The organism is Pseudoxanthomonas sp. SGNA-20, from assembly GCF_003931635.1.
GTDB lineage: Bacteria > Pseudomonadota > Gammaproteobacteria > Xanthomonadales > Xanthomonadaceae > Pseudoxanthomonas.
This window is the reverse complement of the sequence record NZ_RRYK01000001.1, coordinates 1094185-1111274: the sequence shown is the minus strand read 5'-3', so window position 1 is coordinate 1111274 and position 17090 is coordinate 1094185. Positions and strand designations below refer to the sequence as shown.

The 17090-nt window shown below is 71.2% G+C and carries 15 protein-coding genes; 10 read left to right on the top strand and 5 right to left on the bottom strand.

The genetic code is table 11. The features are described from left to right. The first annotated feature begins 245 nt into the window (after positions 1–245). Genes EIM48_RS04970 through EIM48_RS04950 form a run of 5 tightly spaced genes read left to right on the top strand, consistent with a single transcriptional unit; the run spans position 246 to position 4559 of the window. The gene (locus EIM48_RS04970) at positions 246–833 is read left to right on the top strand and encodes a hypothetical protein (protein ID WP_019397374.1); all 588 of its coding nucleotides are present in this window, start codon (positions 246–248) and stop codon (positions 831–833) included. A gap of 13 nt (positions 834–846) precedes the next feature. Continuing rightward, complete coding sequence (locus tag EIM48_RS04965; RefSeq protein WP_019397375.1) at positions 847–1044, top strand: helix-turn-helix transcriptional regulator; 198 nt, start codon at positions 847–849, stop codon at positions 1042–1044. Between the two features lie 41 nt (positions 1045–1085). Beyond that, the gene (locus tag EIM48_RS04960) at positions 1086–2603 is read left to right on the top strand and encodes an alpha/beta hydrolase (protein WP_019397376.1); all 1518 of its coding nucleotides are present in this window, start codon (positions 1086–1088) and stop codon (positions 2601–2603) included. A gap of 31 nt (positions 2604–2634) precedes the next feature. Then, a complete protein-coding gene (locus EIM48_RS04955; protein ID WP_028914283.1) occupies positions 2635–3381 on the top strand; it encodes an ATP-binding cassette domain-containing protein in 747 nt (248 codons plus the stop codon). Then, positions 3378–4559 (top strand): ABC transporter permease, encoded by a 1182-nt coding sequence (locus EIM48_RS04950; protein ID WP_125111175.1) that lies wholly within the window; start codon positions 3378–3380, stop codon positions 4557–4559. Before EIM48_RS04955 ends, EIM48_RS04950 begins: the two co-directional genes overlap by 4 nt. Positions 4560–4635: 76 nt before the next feature. On the opposite strand, the gene EIM48_RS04945 is transcribed toward EIM48_RS04950, so the two are convergent. From EIM48_RS04945 to rpmH, 5 genes are all read right to left on the bottom strand, one after another. Continuing rightward, positions 4636–5649, bottom strand: a complete 1014-nt coding sequence (locus EIM48_RS04945; protein ID WP_125111174.1) for an energy transducer TonB — start codon at positions 5647–5649, stop codon at positions 4636–4638. Positions 5650–5773: 124 nt separating this feature from the next. Next, positions 5774–7108, bottom strand: a complete 1335-nt coding sequence (mnmE, locus tag EIM48_RS04940; RefSeq protein WP_125111173.1) for a tRNA uridine-5-carboxymethylaminomethyl(34) synthesis GTPase MnmE — start codon at positions 7106–7108, stop codon at positions 5774–5776. Between the two features lie 91 nt (positions 7109–7199). Next, on the bottom strand, positions 7200–8888 hold the full coding sequence (gene yidC, locus EIM48_RS04935) for a membrane protein insertase YidC (protein WP_019397381.1): 1689 nt from the start codon (positions 8886–8888) through the stop codon (positions 7200–7202). Positions 8889–8902: 14 nt separating this feature from the next. After that, the gene (gene rnpA / locus EIM48_RS04930; protein WP_050992112.1) at positions 8903–9340 is read right to left on the bottom strand and encodes a ribonuclease P protein component; all 438 of its coding nucleotides are present in this window, start codon (positions 9338–9340) and stop codon (positions 8903–8905) included. A 53-nt stretch (positions 9341–9393) separates the two neighbouring features. Then, positions 9394–9534, bottom strand: a complete 141-nt coding sequence (gene rpmH, locus EIM48_RS04925) for a 50S ribosomal protein L34 (RefSeq protein ID WP_019397383.1) — start codon at positions 9532–9534, stop codon at positions 9394–9396. Positions 9535–9776: 242 nt separating this feature from the next. Between rpmH and dnaA the strand changes: the two genes are divergently transcribed. From dnaA to EIM48_RS04900, 5 genes are all read left to right on the top strand, one after another. Beyond that, complete coding sequence (gene dnaA / locus EIM48_RS04920) at positions 9777–11114, top strand: chromosomal replication initiator protein DnaA (protein WP_019397384.1); 1338 nt, start codon at positions 9777–9779, stop codon at positions 11112–11114. Positions 11115–11390: 276 nt separating this feature from the next. Continuing rightward, the gene (gene dnaN, locus EIM48_RS04915) at positions 11391–12491 is read left to right on the top strand and encodes a DNA polymerase III subunit beta (protein ID WP_125111172.1); all 1101 of its coding nucleotides are present in this window, start codon (positions 11391–11393) and stop codon (positions 12489–12491) included. 82 nt (positions 12492–12573) lie between these two features. After that, positions 12574–13704, top strand: a complete 1131-nt coding sequence (gene recF, locus EIM48_RS04910; RefSeq protein WP_125076414.1) for a DNA replication/repair protein RecF — start codon at positions 12574–12576, stop codon at positions 13702–13704. 75 nt (positions 13705–13779) lie between these two features. Beyond that, positions 13780–16218 carry a DNA topoisomerase (ATP-hydrolyzing) subunit B gene (gene gyrB, locus EIM48_RS04905; protein WP_019397387.1) on the top strand — a complete coding sequence of 813 codons (2439 nt, stop codon included), beginning with the start codon at positions 13780–13782 and terminating at the stop codon, positions 16216–16218. Continuing rightward, a complete protein-coding gene (locus EIM48_RS04900; protein ID WP_125111171.1) occupies positions 16211–17032 on the top strand; it encodes a type II CAAX endopeptidase family protein in 822 nt (273 codons plus the stop codon). Before gyrB ends, EIM48_RS04900 begins: the two co-directional genes overlap by 8 nt. Positions 17033–17090: the final 58 nt, after the last annotated feature.

The following is a 17090-nucleotide window of genomic DNA, read 5'->3' as shown; positions in this document are numbered from 1 at the left end:
ATGTGCGGCCCTGCCGCCGGCGCCTGCACGCTGCTGTAAAGGGTACTTGACAGGCCCGGGGGACGGCCCTATCGTCCACCTGTCAAGCACGCTTTACAGGGAGTGGACATGCCCGGCAGGAAGCACATCGGCGGCATCGGATTCCCCGGCATCGGCCTGGCTTTCGTCGGCGCCGGCATCGCCGGGACCGCTTCGAAGGAGGGCGTTGTTTCCGCCTTCGCCAGCGCACTGCGGAGCAGGGCCCCATGGACGCACTGAAACCCGCGGTTGGTTGGCTGCTCGGCGGGATCGTCGCCATCGCGCTCGGCCTGGCGGCCAAGCCGCTGCTGCCGGAGCGCATCGCCGACATCGCCTCGGTGATGCTGGTCAGCATCGGCGTCGGTTCGCTGGCCAGCGGCCTGATCCGCTGGCGCCTGCCGGCCCTGTACGAGGCGGCTCCGGCCGACCTGCGCCGGCGCTACACCCGGGAAATCCTGCTGGCGATGGCTGCGTACATGGTCATGGTGGTGGCCACCGTGTCCGTGCTCAGGGACGGTGGGCCGGAAGGCCCGCTGCGGGCACTGGTCGCGCTGCTGCCGGTGCCGCCCATCGCCTTCGTGCTGCGCGCGATGGTGCGCTACATCCGCGACGCGGACGAGATGCAGCAGCGCATCGAGCTGGAAGCGGTGAGCATCGCCACGGCGCTGGTTGCGCTGCTGTACATGTCTGGCGGCTTCCTCCAGGCCGCGAAGGTCATCGATCTGCCCGCCGCGGCCGTGATGATCTGGGTGTTCCCGTTGCTGTGCGCCACCTACGGCGTGGCCAAGTTCCTGGTCATGCGCCGCTACCAGTGACCGGTACCGGGCGATGAAGAACCACCTGCGTGCGCTGCGCGAGGAACGGGGCTGGTCCCAGGGCGAACTGGCCGAGCGCCTGGAGGTGTCCCGGCAGACGGTCAACGCCCTGGAGACCGGCAAGTACGACCCCAGCCTGCCGCTGGCGTTCCGCATCGCGCGGCTGTTCGGGCGCCGGATCGAGGACGTGTTCGTCCCCGACGAGGCCTGAGCGCCGCATCCCTTCCACCCTTCGTTGAACGGGCCCATCCCATGAAGACCCGCAAGACACTGATCCCGCTCGCCGCCGCCACCGCGCTCGCGCTCGCCGGCTGCGGCGGCGGCGCCACCCCGGCCCCGCCGCAGGACGACAACCGCTACGGCGAACTGGTGTTCGAGCCGTGCACCCTGGCCGGCGGCGTGGCCGGCCGCAGCGTGCAGGCGCGTTGCACCCGCTACGAGGTGCCCGAGGACCCGGACGATGCCGGCAGCCGCCGGATCGCGCTCAACATCGCCTGGCTGCCGCCCACCGAGGACGGCGCCGATGCCGCGGACCCGGTGTTCTTCCTCGCCGGTGGCCCGGGACAGTCTGCGCTGCAGGTGTGGCCGCTGCTGGATCCGGCCTTTGCCGAGGTGCGCCGGCAGCGGCACGTCGTGCTGGTGGACCAGCGCGGCACCGGCGGTTCCAACCTCCTGCAATGCGAGCGTGGCTCGCTGGACGGGCTGGATCCGCGCGACACCGAGGCCGCCTTCGCCGCCGTGGTCGGGCTGGCGCGCGAATGCGCGGCGCAGGTCGCCGACCGCGCCGACCCGCGCTTCTACACCACCACCGCGGCGGTGGCCGACCTGGAGGCGGTGCGCCGTGCCATCGGCGCCGAGCAGGTCAACCTGGTCGGCGCGTCCTACGGCACCCGGGTGGCGCAGCACTACGCCCGCCGCCATCCGCAGCACGTGCGCAGCATCGTGCTCGACGGCGTGGCGCCCAACGACCTGGTGGTCGGCGGCGAATTCGCGCGCACCTTCGAGGACGCGCTGGCGCTGCAGGCCGGGCGCTGCCGCGAGCTGCCGGCATGCGCGGAGCGCTTCCCGCAGGATCCGCAGGCGCAGCTGCGGCAGCTGGTCGGGCGCCTGGAGCAGGCGCCGGTGGAGGTCGAGTACCGCGATCCGGCCAGCGGCGAGAGCCTCAAGGGCCGGGTCGACGCCGGCACCGTCACCGGGCTGGCCTTCATGTTCTCGTACATGCCGCAGACCGCGGCGCTGCTGCCGCTGGTGCTGGACGAGGCCGCGCACGGGCGCTACGCGCCGCTGAAGTCGCTGTCGGAGCTGATGGCGCGCGGCACCGCCCAGCAGATGGCGGTCGGCATGCAGTGGTCGGTGATCTGCGCCGAGGACGCCGACCGCCAGCACGAGGCGGCCGCCAGCGCCGAAGGCACCCTGCTGGGACCGCAGGTGGCGCGCATGTTCTTCGCCGCCTGCGAGGCCTGGCCGCACGGCACGCGCCCGGACGACTTCACCGCGCCGCTGCAGTCCGGGGTCCCGGCGCTGCTGCTGTCCGGCGAGATGGACCCGGTCACCCCGCCGCGCTACGCCGAGCGCGTGCTGCAGGGCCTGCCCAACGGCCGCCACCTGGTGCTGCAGGGCCAGGGCCACGGCACCCTGGGCCTGGGCTGCATGCCGCGCCTGCTCGGGCAGTTCATCGAAAGCGCCGACGCCAAGGCCCTGGATGCGTCCTGCCTGGCGAGCATGAGTTACGTCCCCCCTTTCACCAGCTTCAACGGATGGGAGCCCTGATGCGCCACGACCACCACCACGGAGTTCAGCGATGATCGTCGCCCGAGACCTCCACAAGAGCTTCAGGACCCGCACCGGCACGGTGCAGGCCGTGTCCGGCGTGGGCTTCGAGGCCCGCGACGGCCAGATCACCGGCCTGCTCGGCCCCAACGGCGCCGGCAAGACCACCACCCTGCGCATGCTCTACACGCTGATGCGCCCGGACCGCGGCCAGATCGAGGTCGACGGGATCGACCCTGCGCGCGACCCGATGGCGGTGCGCCGCGCCCTGGGCGTGCTGCCGGACGCGCGCGGCATCTACAAGCGCCTGACCGCGCGCGAGAACATCGCCTACTTCGCGCGCCTGCACGGCATGTCCGCCGCACGCACCGCCGAGCGCATCGCCACGCTGTCGGCGGCGCTGGACATGGACGACATCCTCGACCGCCAGACCGAGGGCTTCTCCCAGGGCCAGCGCACCAAGACCGCGATCGCCCGCGCCCTGGTGCACGACCCGCGCAACGTGATCCTGGACGAGCCGACCAATGGCCTGGACGTGATGACCACCCGCGCCATGCGCCAGTTCCTGTTCCGCCTGCGCGACGAGGGCCGCTGCGTGATCTTCTCCAGCCACATCATGCAGGAGGTGGCGGCGCTGTGTGACCGCATCGTCATCATCGCCAAGGGCCAGGTGGTCGCCTCCGGCACCGCCGACGAGCTGCGCGCGCAGACCGGCGAAGCGAGCCTGGAAGATGCTTTCGTCAAGGTGATCGGTTCCGGGGAGGGCCTGCAGGCATGAACGCGCTGACCACCATGTGGATCGTGATGTGCAAGGAACTGCGCGACATCCTGCGCGACCGCCGCACCCTGGTGCTGACCCTGGTGATGGGACCGCTGCTGTTCCCGGCGATCATGCTGGGCATGGGCGCGCTGACCGAGAAGAAGCTGCGCACCCAGAGCGAGAAGGAGCTGGAGGTGCCCACCATCGGCCTGGAGCGCGCACCGAACCTGGTGGCGTTCCTCGCCACCCAGGGCATCCGCGCGGTGCCGGCGCCGGAGGACCTGGAGCAGGCCATCCGCGAGCAGCGGGTTGAGGTGGGCATGCACATCCCCGAGGAGTTCGCCGTGGACTGGCGCGCCGGCCGCCCCGCGCTGGTGGAGGTGCTGGTGGATACCACCCAGCGCGACTCGGCCATCCCCGCCAGCCGCGTGCAGGGCGCGCTGCGCACCTACGGCGCCCAGGTCGGCGCCTTGCGCCTGCTGGCGCGCGGCGTGGATGCCTCGGTGGCGCAGGCGCTCAACCCGGGCACCCGCGACGTGGCCACCGACGCCGCCAGGCGCGGCCGGGTGCTGGCCTTCATCCTGCCGTACTTCATGATCCTCACCGGCTTCCTCGGCGGCATGGCCCTGGTGCTGGACGCCACCGCCGGCGAACGCGAGCGGCAGTCGCTGGAACCGCTGCTGGCCACCCCGGCCGCGCGCGGGGCGATCGTCAGCGGCAAGATCGCGGCCGCCTGCATCCTCGGCCTGGCCACGCTGCTGCTGTCGCTGCTGGCGCTGAAGTCCTCCGCGCTGATGGCCACCGGCATCACCCGGCAGATGGACGTGTCGATGCTGGCGATCGCCAAGATGCTGTTCGTGCTGCTGCCGATCCTGCTGGTCGGCACCTCGCTGCTGACCCTGCTGGCGGCCTCGGCCAAGAGCCTGAAGGAGGCGCAGAGCCACATCACCTGGCTGATGCTGCTGCCGATGATCCCCAGCCTGGTGCTGATGGCCAACCCGGTGAAGACCGAGGCCTGGCAGTTCGCGGTGCCGTTCCTGGCGCAGAACCAGATGCTGCTGCGGATCATCCGCGCCGAGGCGGTGAGTCCGCGGGAGTGGGCGATCTACCTCGGCTGCAGCCTGGGCCTGGCCCTGCTGCTGTGGGGCGCGGCGGTGCTGCGCTACCGCCAGGAGAAGCTGGCGATCTCCACCTGAGGCACCGCCATCCACCGGCGGAAACGGAAAAGGCCCGGCGCTTGCCGGGCCTTTCCTTTGGCCTTGTCCCGGGCGCTTACTCGTTCGGGGTGAAGGCCAGGGTGCGGCGGGTGGTGACCGGAGCATCGATCGGCTCGTACTTCCAGCGGCGCACCGCGTTCATCGCCTCGCGGTCGAAGACGCGCGGCGGGTTGGAACGCACCACGCGCACGTCGGTGACCTCGCCGCTGGTGCCGACGGTGAACTCCACCAGCACCTCGCCGGAGGTGCCGGCGCGCAGGGCGTCGGGCGGGTAGCGCGGAGCCGGCATGCTGATCGGGCGCAGCGGACGCGGCGCCGGGGCCTGCTGGGTGGTCGCCGGGCGCGACTGCTGCTGCGCGGCGGCCTGGCGGGCGGCGGCTTCGCGCTGCTCGGCCTCGCGGCGGGCGGCGGCCTCGCGCTCGGCGGCCAGGCGCGCGGCTTCCTGCTGTTCGGCCAGCCGGCGCGCCGCCTCGGCCTCGGCGGCCTGCTGCTGGGCGATGCGCTGGCGCTCGGCGACCTGGCGCGCCTCGGCCTCGGCGCGGGCGCGGGCCGCTTCGGCCTCGCTGCGCTTGGCCACGGCCTGCTGGCCGCTGGAGATGCTCTGGCGGATGCGCGGCAGCGCCGGGTTGCCGGCATCGGCCTTCTCGATCAGCCCGACCAGGCGCTGGGCCTCGTCAAACTGCTCGCGGTTCACCGCCTGCTCGGCGGCGATCACGGTGTACGGCATAAGGTCGGTCAGCGCGCTGGCGACGGTGGCGTCGTCGGGCAGCTTGTCGCGCAGGGCCAGGTAGTACTCCATCGCGTTGTCGCCGGCCGGGGCATACATGCGGTTCTCGCGCAGGGCCCGGGTGGCCAGCTCGCGCAATTCCTCCGCGCCCATCCCCTGGACCTTGGCGGCCACCGCCGGCGCCGGCGCCGGCGCCGGCGCGGCCTCGGCCCCGGCCTGGGCGGAAGGAGCCCCGGCGCTGGCGCCGGCGGCGGTTTCTTCCTGCTTGGAACATGCACCGAGTGCGGCGGCCAGCAGCAGGCAGGCCACGAACCGCGAACCCGGCGGAATCGTCAAGGTCATCTGTACTCCCCCGTGGTGGAACCCGTTTGACTACGGAATACGGCTCCCCGTATCGCGCCGTACGTCCCCGATTGTCAACCGCGCGTCGGCCGCGCACAAGCGTTCGTCGGCCGCGCCGGCGCGCCTACTTGCCGATGCAGAAGCTGGAGAAGATGTGGCCCAGCAGTTCGTCGGCGGTGAGGCGGCCGGTGAGGCCGCCCAGCGCGTCGTGGGCCAGGCGCAGCTGTTCGGCGGCCAGCTCCAGCTGCCCGGCCTCCAGCTCCAGGGCCGCGGCGTCCACCGCCTGCAGGGTACGGCGCAGCGCCTCCAGGTGGCGGGCGCGCGCGCTGAACTCGCCCTCGGCCGCCTCCGGCGCACCGCTGGCGGCCAGCCGCCGCAGGGCCGCGTGCAACCCGTCCAGGCCCTGTCCGGTCAGCGCCGACACGTACAGCGCCCCGTCGCCGGCCGGCGGCGCCGGCAGCAGGTCGGCCTTGTTGTGGATCCACAGCTTCAGCGGCACCTCGCGCGCCACTTCCTCCAGCAGCGCGCGGTCCGGCTCCGGGTCGCGCGCGTCGAGTACCAGCAGGGCCAGGTCGGCGCGCTCGACCTCGGCGCGGGCGCGGCGCATGCCCTCGCGCTCGATCGCGTCGCCGCCCTCGCGCAGGCCGGCGGTATCGGCCAGCACCAGTTCCAGGCCGTCGATCCGCACCACCTCGCGCAGCACGTCGCGGGTGGTGCCGGCGACGTCGGCCACGATCGCGCGGGCGTCGCCGGCCAGGGCGTTGAGCAGCGAGCTCTTGCCGGCGTTGGGCCGGCCCAGCAGCACCGCGTGCAGGCCGTCGCGCAGGCGGCGGCCGCGCTCGGCCCGCTGCAGCAGCTGCTCCAGCGCGGCGCGCAGCCGCTGCAGGCCGGCGGCCACCTGGGGCAGGCCCAGGGTCTCGATCGGCTCGTCGACGAAGTCGATTGCCGCCTCCACGTGGATCCGCAGCCGCAGCAGCTCGGCGGCGATGGCCTCGGCCTGGCGCGAGAACGCGCCTTCCAGCGAACGCCGCGCGGCGCGCGCGGCGCGCAGGTCGGAAGCGGCGATCAGGTCGGCGATGGCCTCGGCCTGGACCAGGTCGAGCTTGCCGTTGAGGAAGGCGCGCTCGCTGAACTCGCCCGGCCGCGCCTGGCGCGCGCCCAGCTCGCGGCAACGCTCGACCAGGCGCTGCAGCAGCACCGGGCTGCCATGCGCCTGCAGCTCGGCCACGTCCTCGCCGGTGAAGCTGTGCGGGCCGGGGAAGGCAAGCACGATGCCGTCGTCGATCACCGCGCCATCGGCCTCGCGGAAGAACGCGCGCAGGGCGCGGCGCGGCGCCGGCTCGCGCCCGCACAGGGCGGCGGCGATGGCCAGCGCGCGCGGCCCGGACAGGCGCACGATGCCCACGCCCCCGACGCCGGGGGCGGTGGCGATGGCGGCGATGGTGTCGGACGCGGTCATGGCGGTCGCAAACGGGACGGGGCGTCCGCATTCTCCCGCGGCGCAGGCGGCGGACAAAGGAAACCCGCCTGGCGGCGGGTTCCCTGGAAGCTTACTTGGCGGCCTTGGGCGCCGGCTCGCCGTGGCGCTTCATCATCCACCACTGCTGCAGCAGGCCCAGCGCGCCGTTGGTCACCCAGTACAGGACCAGGCCGGCGGGGAAGAAGGCCATCATCACGCCGAACACCAGCGGCATGAACTGCATCATCTTCTGCTGCATTGGATCCATGCCGGCGGCCGGCTGCAGCTTCTGGGTGAACCACATCACCGCGACGTTGATCACCGGCAGGATGAAGAGCGGATCGCGCGCGGTCAGGTCCTGGATCCACAGGATCCACGGCGCGTGGCGCAGCTCCACCGACTCCACCAGCACCCAGTACAGCGCCAGGAACACCGGCATCTGCACCAGGATCGGCAGGCAGCCGCCCATCGGGTTGATCTTCTCCTTCTTGTACAGCTCCATCATCGCCATCTGGAACTTCTGGCGGTCCTCGCCATAGCGCTCCTTCAGCTGCTGGATGCGCGGCTGGAACTTGCGCATCTTGGCGAAGCTCTTGTACTGGGCGGCCGACAGCGGATACATCAGCGCCTTGACCACCACCACCAGGCCGATGATGGCCCAGCCCCAGTTGCCGAACAGGTCGTACAGGTGGCTCAGCACCCAGAACAGGCCTTCGCCGAGCAGGGCGAGGATGGTGAACTGGCTGTAGTCCACCGCGCGTTCCAGGCCGGGCACGCCCTGGGCGCGGATCTGCGACACAAGCTTCGGACCGACGTACAGGCGTGCCTCGGCGGTGGCGGAGCTGCCCGGGGCGACCACCAGCGGGTTGGCCACCTCGCGCACCAGCGCGCGGTCGCCCACCTTGTCCAGCGAGATCGTGCCCGCCGCCTGCTGGCCGGCCGGCAGCCAGGCGCTGAAGAAGTGGTGCTGCAGCATCGCCACCCAGCCGTTGCTGGCCTGCAGGTTGAGCTTGCCGTCCTCCAGGTAGTCCTCGTCGAACTTGCGGCGGTCGTAGCTGCCGTCGTACCAGGCGGCGCCGTTGAAGCTGAAGGACTCGGGGCTGGTGTAGCCGCGCTCGATCACCGGCGGCTTGCGCACCAGCTGGCGGTAGACCTGGCCCTGCCACGGCGCGCTCCCGGCATTGACCACCTCGTCGCGCACGGTCACCGCGTAGTCGCCGCGCGACAGCACGTAGGTGCGGCGGATCTGCACGCCGTTGTCGCCCTGCCACAGGAACGGCACCTCGACCGTGTCCGCGCCCTCGGCCAGCGCGTACTCGCGCTGCGCCTCGGCCGGGACGAAGCCGGACAGGTGGGTGGGGGCGCCGCCGCTGGCGCTGACCCAGCCGCTCTGCGCCGCATAGAAATGCGTCGGGTCGGCGTCGAACAGGCGCACCGGGGTGCCATCGCCGGTGCGGCTGCGCGGGAACTGCAGCAGGTCGGCCTGGACCACGCTGCCGCCGTCCAGCACCAGGCGCAGCACGTCGCTGCTCACGGTGACCCGCTGCGCGGACGCCGCCGCCGGGGTGGCGGCCACGGCCGGGGCCGGCGCGGTGGCGGCCGGGACCGAACCGTCGGCCGGGACCGCGGCCACCGGCTGCGGCACCGCCTCCTCGGCCACGGCGGTGGTGGGGGCGGACGCGGAGGCCGGCGGTGCGGCCTGCTCCTTGCCCCATTCCATCCACAGCAGGACGGCCACCATCAGCCAGGCGAGGATCAGGAATACGCGGGTCTGGTTCATCAGGGCAGGCAGGCTCAGCCGGAGGGAAGGTCCGGCAAGGAATCGGAGGGAGAAGCGGAAGGAGGAGGCGCCGGCATTGTGCCGCCGCGGGCCGGGCCCGGCAATGCGCCGGCCTTGCGCAGCAGGCGCTGGAACGCCTGCCGGAGCTGCCCGTTGCCGGCGCGCGCCGCGCCCGGACGGGCTACGACCACGTAATCGCCAGGCGCCAGATGCAGGCGCAGGTGGCGGAAGTCGTCGCGCAGCACGCGCTTGATCCGGTTGCGGCCGACCGCGCGCGGATCGACCTTGCGCGACACCGCCAGGCCCAGGCGCGGCTCGCCGTCGCCGGGCAACCAGTGCAGGCCGAGCAGGGCGTCGCCGAGGCGGCGGCCGCCCTCGAACACGCGGGAATACTCCACGCGCGAACGGACCCGGGCGCTGCGAGGGAATCGCGCGCGCGGGTCCGTGGTCATCTCGCGGAAGATCGCAGCGGCCCGGGGTCCGGAAGACGGGGCCGCGAGGCGAATCAGGCGCTCAGGCGCTTGCGGCCCTTGGCACGACGACGCGCCAGGACCTTGCGGCCATCGGCGGTCTTCATGCGGGCACGGAAGCCGTGGTCGCGCTTGCGCTTGAGGTTGCTGGGCTGGAAGGTGCGCTTGGTGGCCATGGCGGCACTCGATTCGGTAATGGGGCGAAAGAACCGGAAAGTGTAGGGAGCGCGGGCACTTCGGTCAAGTTCGCGTGCATGCCTCCTGCGCCGGGCCGCGCGCGCGCCTGTGGATGCCCTGTTGATAACAGTGGGAAAAGACGGGCCCGGATGGTAGGCTGGCGCGTCCCGACCCGACCCATGCGGTGGCCCGGCGACGCTTGCGGCGGCGCGGCCACCGCCCGACGAGCTTTGCCTTTCCGATGGATGCCTGGCCCCGCTGTCTGGAACGCCTCGAAGCCGAACTTCCGGCCGAGGACGTCCATACCTGGCTCAAACCCCTGCAGGCCGAGGAGCGCCCCGACAGCGTCGTCCTCTATGCCCCCAATGCCTTCATCGTCGAGCAGGTGCGCGACCGCTACCTGGCGCGCATCCGCGAGCTGGCCCAGCACTTCGCCGGGCACCTGAACGTCTCCCTGGAGATCGGCTCGCGGCCCAAGCCGGCCGAGCCGGTGCCGGCTGCCGCCGCGGTCGCCGGGCCGGCCCCGGCGCGCGCCAGCGCCCCGGCCGAGCCGTTCAACGGCAACCTGGACCCGCACTACACCTTCGAGAACTTCGTCGAGGGCCGCTCCAACCAGCTCGGCCGCGCCGCGGCCTGGCAGGCAGCGCAGAAGCCGGGCGACCGCGCGCACAACCCGCTGCTGCTGTACGGCGGCACCGGCCTGGGCAAGACCCACCTGATGTTCGCCGCCGGCAACGAGATGCGCCGCCTCAACCCGGGCGCGCGCGTGCTGTACCTGCGCTCGGAGCAGTTCTACAACGCCTTCTTCCGCTCGCTGCAGGAGAAGACCGCCGACCAGTTCAAGCGCCAGTTCCAGCAGATCGACGCGCTGCTGATCGACGACATCCAGTTCTTCGCCGGCAAGGACCGCACCCAGGAAGAGTTCTTCCACACCTTCAACGCGCTGTTCGACAGCCGGCAGCAGATCATCATGACCTGCGACCGCTACCCGCGCGAGGTGGACGGCCTGGAGCCGCGGCTGAAGTCGCGCCTGGCCTGGGGCCTGTCGGTGGCGATCGACCCGCCGGACTTCGAGACCCGCGCGGCGATCGTGCTGGCCAAGGCGCGCGAGCGCGGCACCGTGGTGCCGGACGAGGTCGCGTTCCTGCTGGCCAAGAAGATGCGCTCCAACGTGCGCGACCTGGAAGGGGCGCTCAACACCCTGGCCGCGCGCGCCAACTTCACCGGCCGCGCGATCACCGTGGAGTTCGCCCAGGAGACCCTGCGCGACCTGCTGCGCGCCCAGCAGCAGGCGATCGGCATCCCCAACATCCAGAAGACCGTGGCCGACTACTACGGGCTGCAGGTCAAGGACCTGCTGTCCAAGCGCCGCACCCGTTCGCTGGCGCGCCCGCGGCAGGTGGCCATGGCCCTGACCAAGGAACTGACCGAGCACTCGCTGCCGGAGATCGGCGACGCCTTCGCCGGCCGCGACCACACCACCGTGCTGCACGCCTGCCGCCAGATCCGCACCCTGATGGAGACCGACGGCAAGCTGCGCGAGGACTGGGACAAGCTGATCCGCAAGCTCAGCGAGTGATCCGTCCGCGGCCGGCGGCTGCGGTGGACCGAGCTGGGGTAAATTGGGCGGAAAACGGGGGCAGGCTGGGGATAACCCGGGGACAGAATCCAACCCCCAAAACCATCCACAGCTTGTCCCGGATCGCCCGGAGACTTTCCCGCAAGGTTTGTCCTCCAGGAAAAGCTTTCAAAAACAACGGGTTGCTATAGTTTTCCACAGGCTTCGGCGCCCTCCAGCACCACCGCTTTCAGATTTATTCCACATCTCTTTAAAAGCGTAGAGGCACGGAATCCCATGCGTTTCACTCTCCAGCGCGAAGCCCTGCTCAAGCCTTTGGCCCAGGTCGTCAACGTGGTCGAACGGCGGCAGACCCTGCCGGTTCTCGCCAACTTCCTGGTCCAGGTGCAGGACGGGCAGCTCTCGCTGACCGGTACCGACCTGGAGGTCGAGATGATTGCCCGTGCCGCGGTGGAAGACGCGGTGGACGGCGAGATCACGATCCCGGCGCGGAAGCTGTTCGAGATCGTGCGTGCCCTGCCGGACGGCAGCCGGGTGACCATCAGCCTCTCGGGCGAGAAGGTCACGGTGCAGGCAGGACGCAGCCGCTTCTCGCTGGCCACGCTCCCGGCCAACGACTTCCCCTCGGTCGACGAGGTCGAAGCCACCGAACGCATCAGTGTTCCGGAAGCGGCGCTCAAGGAACTGATCGAGCGCACCGCCTTCGCCATGGCCCAGCAGGACGTGCGCTACTACCTCAATGGCCTGCTGTTCGACCTGCGCGAGCAGATCCTGCGCTGCGTGGCCACCGACGGCCACCGCCTGGCCCTGTGCGAAGCGCCGCTGGAGCAGCAGGTGGGCACCAAGCGCCAGATCATCGTCCCGCGCAAGGGCGTGACCGAGCTGCAGCGCCTGCTGGAAGGCGGCGACCGCACCCTGGAACTGGAAATCGGTCGCAGCCACATCCGGGTGAAGCGCGACGATGTCAGCTTCACCTCCAAGCTGATCGATGGCCGCTTCCCGGATTACGAGGCGGTGATTCCGATTGGCGCGGAGAAGGAGGTCAAGGTCGACCGCGAGGTCATCCGTGCCGCCCTGCAGCGCGCCGCGATCCTGTCCAACGAGAAGTACCGCGGCGTGCGCGTGGAGATCTCGCCCGGACTGCTGCGCATCAACGCGCACAATCCGGAGCAGGAAGAGGCCCAGGAAGAGGTCGAGGCGGAGACCAAGGTCGACGGCCTGGCGATCGGCTTCAACGTGAACTACCTGCTGGATGCGCTGGGCGCGCTGCGCGATGAGCACATCGTGCTGGCCCTGCGCGATGCCAACTCCTCGGCGCTGGTGCGCGAGGCCGGCAGCGACCGTTGCCGCCACGTGGTCATGCCGCTGCGCCTCTGACCGTGGAAACGGCCGTGTTCCACGTGGAACCTGTACGACGCCCGGCCGATGCCGGGCGTCTTGCATTGGGAAATCCGGTGCCATGCGGGTAACCCGGCTGCAGCTGCGCGATTTCCGCCGCTTTGGCGAGGCCGGGCTGGAGCCGGGCCCCGGCCTGAATCTGGTGCTGGGCGCCAACGGCGCCGGCAAGACCACGGTGCTGGAAGCCCTGCACCTGATGGCCTATGGCCGCAGCTTCCGTGGCCGGGTGCGTGATGGCCTGGTCCGCCACGAGGCGGAGGCGCTGGAAGTATTTGTGGAATGGGAGCAGGCCGACGCGGTCGGCGTGCCCGCGCTGCGCCGCGCCGGCCTGCGCCATTCCGGCGACGCCTGGACCGGGCGCCTGGATGGCCGCGACGTGCCGCAGCTGGGCGAACTGTGCGCGGCACTGGCCGTGGTGACCTTCGATCCCGGTAGCCACGCCCTGATTTCCGGCGCCGCCGACAACCGCCGGCGTTTCATGGACTGGGGTCTGTTCCACGTGGAACACGACTTCCTCCTGCCGTGGCGGCGCTACGCCCGCGCCCTGCGCCAGCGCAATGCGCTGCTCAAGTCCGGTGGCAGCAATGCCCAGCTGGATGCCTGGGACCACGAGCTGGCCGAGGCAGGGGAGCTCCTGACCGGATTCCGCGAGGGTTACCTGGCCGCGCTGGAACCCCGGCTGCTGGATGTCGCTGCCCGGCTTTCGGCCTCGCTGCCCCTGCAGGGCCTGGAGTTCCAGCCCGGCTGGCGCCGGCACGAGCTATCGCTGGCCGATGCGCTGTTATTGGGGCGCGACCGCGACCGTGCCCTCGGCTACACCGGCGTCGGCCCGCATCGCGCCGACTGGCGCCTGCGGCTGGCCGGACTGCCGGGCAGGGAAGCGCTGTCGCGCGGGCAGACCAAGCTGGCGGCGCTGGCCATGCTGCTGGCCCAGGCGGCGGATTTCGCGGCCCGGCGCAGGCACTGGCCGGTCATGGCCCTGGACGACCTGCCTTCGGAACTGGACCGCGACCACCAGCACCGGGTGCTGGCCTTCCTCGAGGCCCAACCCGGCGTGCAGGTGCTGGTGACGGCCACCGAACTGCCAGCCGTGCTGGCCGGGCATACCGCGCTGCCCATCCACGTGTTCCACGTGGAACAGGGCCAGATCCGGGCCGGGCAGGGCGGTCCCGGGCCGGGTGGCCCGGCCTGATATAATCGACCGTCACCCCACAGCCACCCGGTCGCCCGCAAGGCGTGCGGCCTGGCTTCCGATTGCGGCGAAGGCATGAGCGAACAGACTCCCAGCTCCACCCCAGGTACTTACGACTCCAGCAAGATCACCGTGCTGCGGGGCCTGGAGGCCGTGCGCAAGCGCCCGGGCATGTACATCGGCGACGTCCATGACGGCACCGGCCTGCACCACATGGTGTTCGAGGTGGTCGACAACTCGATCGACGAGGCCCTGGCCGGCTACGCCAACGACATCGTGGTGCGGATCCTGGAGGACGGCTCGGTGGCCGTCTCCGACAATGGCCGCGGCATCCCGGTCGACATCCACAAGGAGGAGGGGCGCTCGGCGGCGGAGGTGATCCTCACCGTGCTGCATGCCGGCGGCAAGTTCGACGACAACAGCTACAAGGTTTCCGGCGGCCTGCACGGCGTGGGCGTGTCGGTGGTCAACGCCCTGTCCGAACACCTGTGGCTGGACATCTGGCGCGACGGTTTCCACTGGCAGCAGGAATACGCCCTGGGCGAGCCGCTGTACCCGCTCAAGCAGCTGGAGCCTTCGGACAAGCGTGGCACCTGCCTGCGCTTCAAGCCGGCCCAGGAGATCTTCACCGACGTCGAGTTCCACTACGAGGTGCTGGCGCGCCGCCTGCGCGAGCTCTCGTTCCTGAACTCCGGCGTGAAGATCACCCTGGTCGACGAGCGCGGCGAGGGCCGCCAGGACGTGTTCCAGTACGAAGGCGGCATCCGCAGCTTCGTCGAGCACCTGGCCCAGCTGAAGAACCCGCTGCACCCGAACGTGATCTCGGTCAGCGGCGAGCAGAACGGCATCGTGGTGGAAGTCGCCCTGCAGTGGACCGACGCCTACCAGGAAACGATGTTCTGCTTCACCAACAACATCCCGCAGAAGGACGGCGGCACCCACCTGGCCGGCTTCCGCGCCGCGCTGACCCGCACCCTGACCAACTACATCGAGCAGAACGGCCTGGCCAAGCAGGCCAAGGTCAGCTTCTCCGGCGACGACATGCGCGAAGGCATGATCGCGGTGCTGTCGGTGAAGGTGCCCGACCCCAGCTTCTCCAGCCAGACCAAGGAGAAGCTGGTCAGCTCGGAGGTCAAGCCGGCGGTGGAAGCCGTGTTCGGCGCGCGCCTGGAGGAATTCCTGCAGGAGCACCCGCAGGAAGCCCGCGTCATCGTCGAGAAGGTGGTGGACGCCGCCCGCGCCCGCGAGGCTGCGCGCAAGGCGCGCGAACTGACCCGCCGCAAGGGCGCGCTGGACATCGCCGGCCTGCCCGGCAAGCTGGCCGACTGCCAGGAGAAGGATCCCGCGCTATCTGAACTGTTCATCGTGGAGGGTGACTCGGCGGGCGGCTCGGCCAAGCAGGGCCGCAACCGCAAGAACCAGGCCGTGCTGCCGCTGCGCGGCAAGATCCTCAACGTGGAGCGCGCGCGCTTCGACCGGATGCTCTCCAGCGCCGAGGTCGGCACCCTGATCACCGCGCTGGGCACCGGCATCGGCAAGGACGAGTACAACCCCGACAAGCTGCGCTACCACCGCATCATCATCATGACCGACGCGGACGTGGACGGCTCCCACATCCGCACCCTGCTGCTGACGTTCTTCTACCGGCAGATGCCGGAGCTGCTGGAGCGCGGCCACGTCTACATCGGCCTGCCGCCGCTGTACAAGGTCAAGCAGGGCAAGCAGGAGCTGTACCTGAAGGACGACGCGGCGCTGGACGCCTACCTGGCCAGCAGTGCGGTCGACGGCGCCGCACTGGTCCCGGCCGAGGGCGAGCCGCCGATCACCGGCGAGGCGCTGGAGAAGCTGCTGCTGGCCTATTCGGCCGCGCGCGACACCATCCAGCGCAGCGCGCACCGCTTCGACCCGCTGCTGCTGGAGGCGCTGGTCGACTTCGCGCCGCTGGACACCGAGCACCTGGCGCGCAACCCGGAAGGCGCGGCCGAACTCAAGGCGCTGGAAGCGCGCCTCAACCGCGGCAAGCTCGGCACCCCGCGCTTCGGCCTGGAGCTGCTGCCGGCGGCCGAGGACCGCCCGGCCGCGCTGCGCCTGACCCGCCGCCACATGGGCGAGGAAGTGCAGCAGGTGCTGCCGCTGTCGATCTTCGAGAGCGGCGAGCTGCGCCCGCTGCACGATGCGGCGGTGCTGCTGCACGGCCTGGTGCGCGAGGGCGCGCAGGTGATCCGCGGCAACCGCAGCCAGCCGGTGGCCAGCTTCGCCGAGGCCCAGGCCTGGCTGATGGAGGAGGCCAAGAAGGGCCGCCAGATCCAGCGCTTCAAGGGCCTGGGCGAAATGAACCCCGAGCAGCTGTGGGAGACCACGGTCAACCCGGACACCCGCCGCCTGCTGCGCGTGCGCATCGAGGACGCGGTCGCCGCCGACCAGATCTTCAGCACGCTGATGGGCGACGTGGTCGAGCCGCGCCGCGAGTTCATCGAGAACAACGCGCTGAAGGTCGCCAACCTCGATGTCTGAACCGGCCCCGGCGCCGCCGGCGCATGCCGCCGGCGCGGTCCCGACCGCGCGGCTGCCGCGGGTGCTGGGCGCGTTCGCCCTGGACCTGGTGGTGGCGGTGGGCGTGCTGCTGGCCGTGACCTTCGCGGTGATGATGGCCTGGGGCGCCTGGCGCGCCTTCTCCGCCATGCCCGCGCTTGGCGGCAGCGCCGACGCCGCCAGCCTGGCGCGCGCGGTGGGCGAACCCGGCGCGCTGGTGCAGATGCTGGCGGCGATCCTGGGCATGTCCGCGGCGGCGCTGGTGCTGTACTTCTGGCGCCGGCCGGCCACCGCGCACCAGCGCCAGTGGTCGTGGCAGGCGGCGCGCAGTCCGCGCACCTGGGTCCGTGCGCTGGGCGCCGGAGTGCTGGTGTTCGCCGGCAGCTCGCTGGCCAGCTGGCTGATCTCGCTGACCGGTGCCGAACCGGTCCCCTCGAACCTCGCCCTGGTGGACGAGGCCGCGCGGCGCTGGCCGGTGTTCCTGGTGCTGTTCGCCGTGGTCCTGGCCCCGGCCTACGAGGAGCTGCTGTTCCGCCGGGTGCTGTTCGGGCGCTTCCTGGACGCCGGCCGGCCGTGGCTGGGCGGGGTGCTCAGCAGCCTGGCGTTCGCGCTGATGCACGAGGTCCCCGGGGTGAGCGCCAACCCGCCGCTGGCGGTGGCCATGCTGCTGGCGGTGTACAGCGGCATGGGCGCGGTGTTCGCATGGCTGTACTGGCGCAGCGGCACGCTGTGGGCGCCGATCGCCGCGCATGCGGCCAACAACGGCCTGGCGCTGCTGGTACACGGGCTTGCCTGAGCCGCGTGCTTGACGAAAAGTTAAGCCCCCCGCGAACACACTTTCCCGTGGAACCAGC

Excerpts from the sequence above, each read along its gene's own strand:
- rnpA (WP_050992112.1), bottom strand. The coding sequence starts at position 9,340 with ATGACCACGGACCCGCGCGCGCGATTCCCTCGCAGCGCCCGGGTCCGT.
- recF (WP_125076414.1), top strand. The coding sequence starts at position 12,574 with ATGCGGGTAACCCGGCTGCAGCTGCGCGATTTCCGCCGCTTTGGCGAG.
- EIM48_RS04900 (WP_125111171.1), top strand. The coding sequence starts at position 16,211 with ATGTCTGAACCGGCCCCGGCGCCGCCGGCGCATGCCGCCGGCGCGGTC.
- mnmE (WP_125111173.1), bottom strand. The coding sequence starts at position 7,108 with ATGACCGCGTCCGACACCATCGCCGCCATCGCCACCGCCCCCGGCGTC.
- EIM48_RS04970 (WP_019397374.1), top strand. The coding sequence starts at position 246 with ATGGACGCACTGAAACCCGCGGTTGGTTGGCTGCTCGGCGGGATCGTC.
- EIM48_RS04960 (WP_019397376.1), top strand. The coding sequence starts at position 1,086 with ATGAAGACCCGCAAGACACTGATCCCGCTCGCCGCCGCCACCGCGCTC.
- gyrB (WP_019397387.1), top strand. The coding sequence starts at position 13,780 with ATGAGCGAACAGACTCCCAGCTCCACCCCAGGTACTTACGACTCCAGC.
- dnaN (WP_125111172.1), top strand. The coding sequence starts at position 11,391 with ATGCGTTTCACTCTCCAGCGCGAAGCCCTGCTCAAGCCTTTGGCCCAG.
- dnaA (WP_019397384.1), top strand. The coding sequence starts at position 9,777 with ATGGATGCCTGGCCCCGCTGTCTGGAACGCCTCGAAGCCGAACTTCCG.
- yidC (WP_019397381.1), bottom strand. The coding sequence starts at position 8,888 with ATGAACCAGACCCGCGTATTCCTGATCCTCGCCTGGCTGATGGTGGCC.
- EIM48_RS04945 (WP_125111174.1), bottom strand. The coding sequence starts at position 5,649 with ATGACCTTGACGATTCCGCCGGGTTCGCGGTTCGTGGCCTGCCTGCTG.
- rpmH (WP_019397383.1), bottom strand. The coding sequence starts at position 9,534 with ATGGCCACCAAGCGCACCTTCCAGCCCAGCAACCTCAAGCGCAAGCGC.
- EIM48_RS04965 (WP_019397375.1), top strand. The coding sequence starts at position 847 with ATGAAGAACCACCTGCGTGCGCTGCGCGAGGAACGGGGCTGGTCCCAG.
- EIM48_RS04955 (WP_028914283.1), top strand. The coding sequence starts at position 2,635 with ATGATCGTCGCCCGAGACCTCCACAAGAGCTTCAGGACCCGCACCGGC.
- EIM48_RS04950 (WP_125111175.1), top strand. The coding sequence starts at position 3,378 with ATGAACGCGCTGACCACCATGTGGATCGTGATGTGCAAGGAACTGCGC.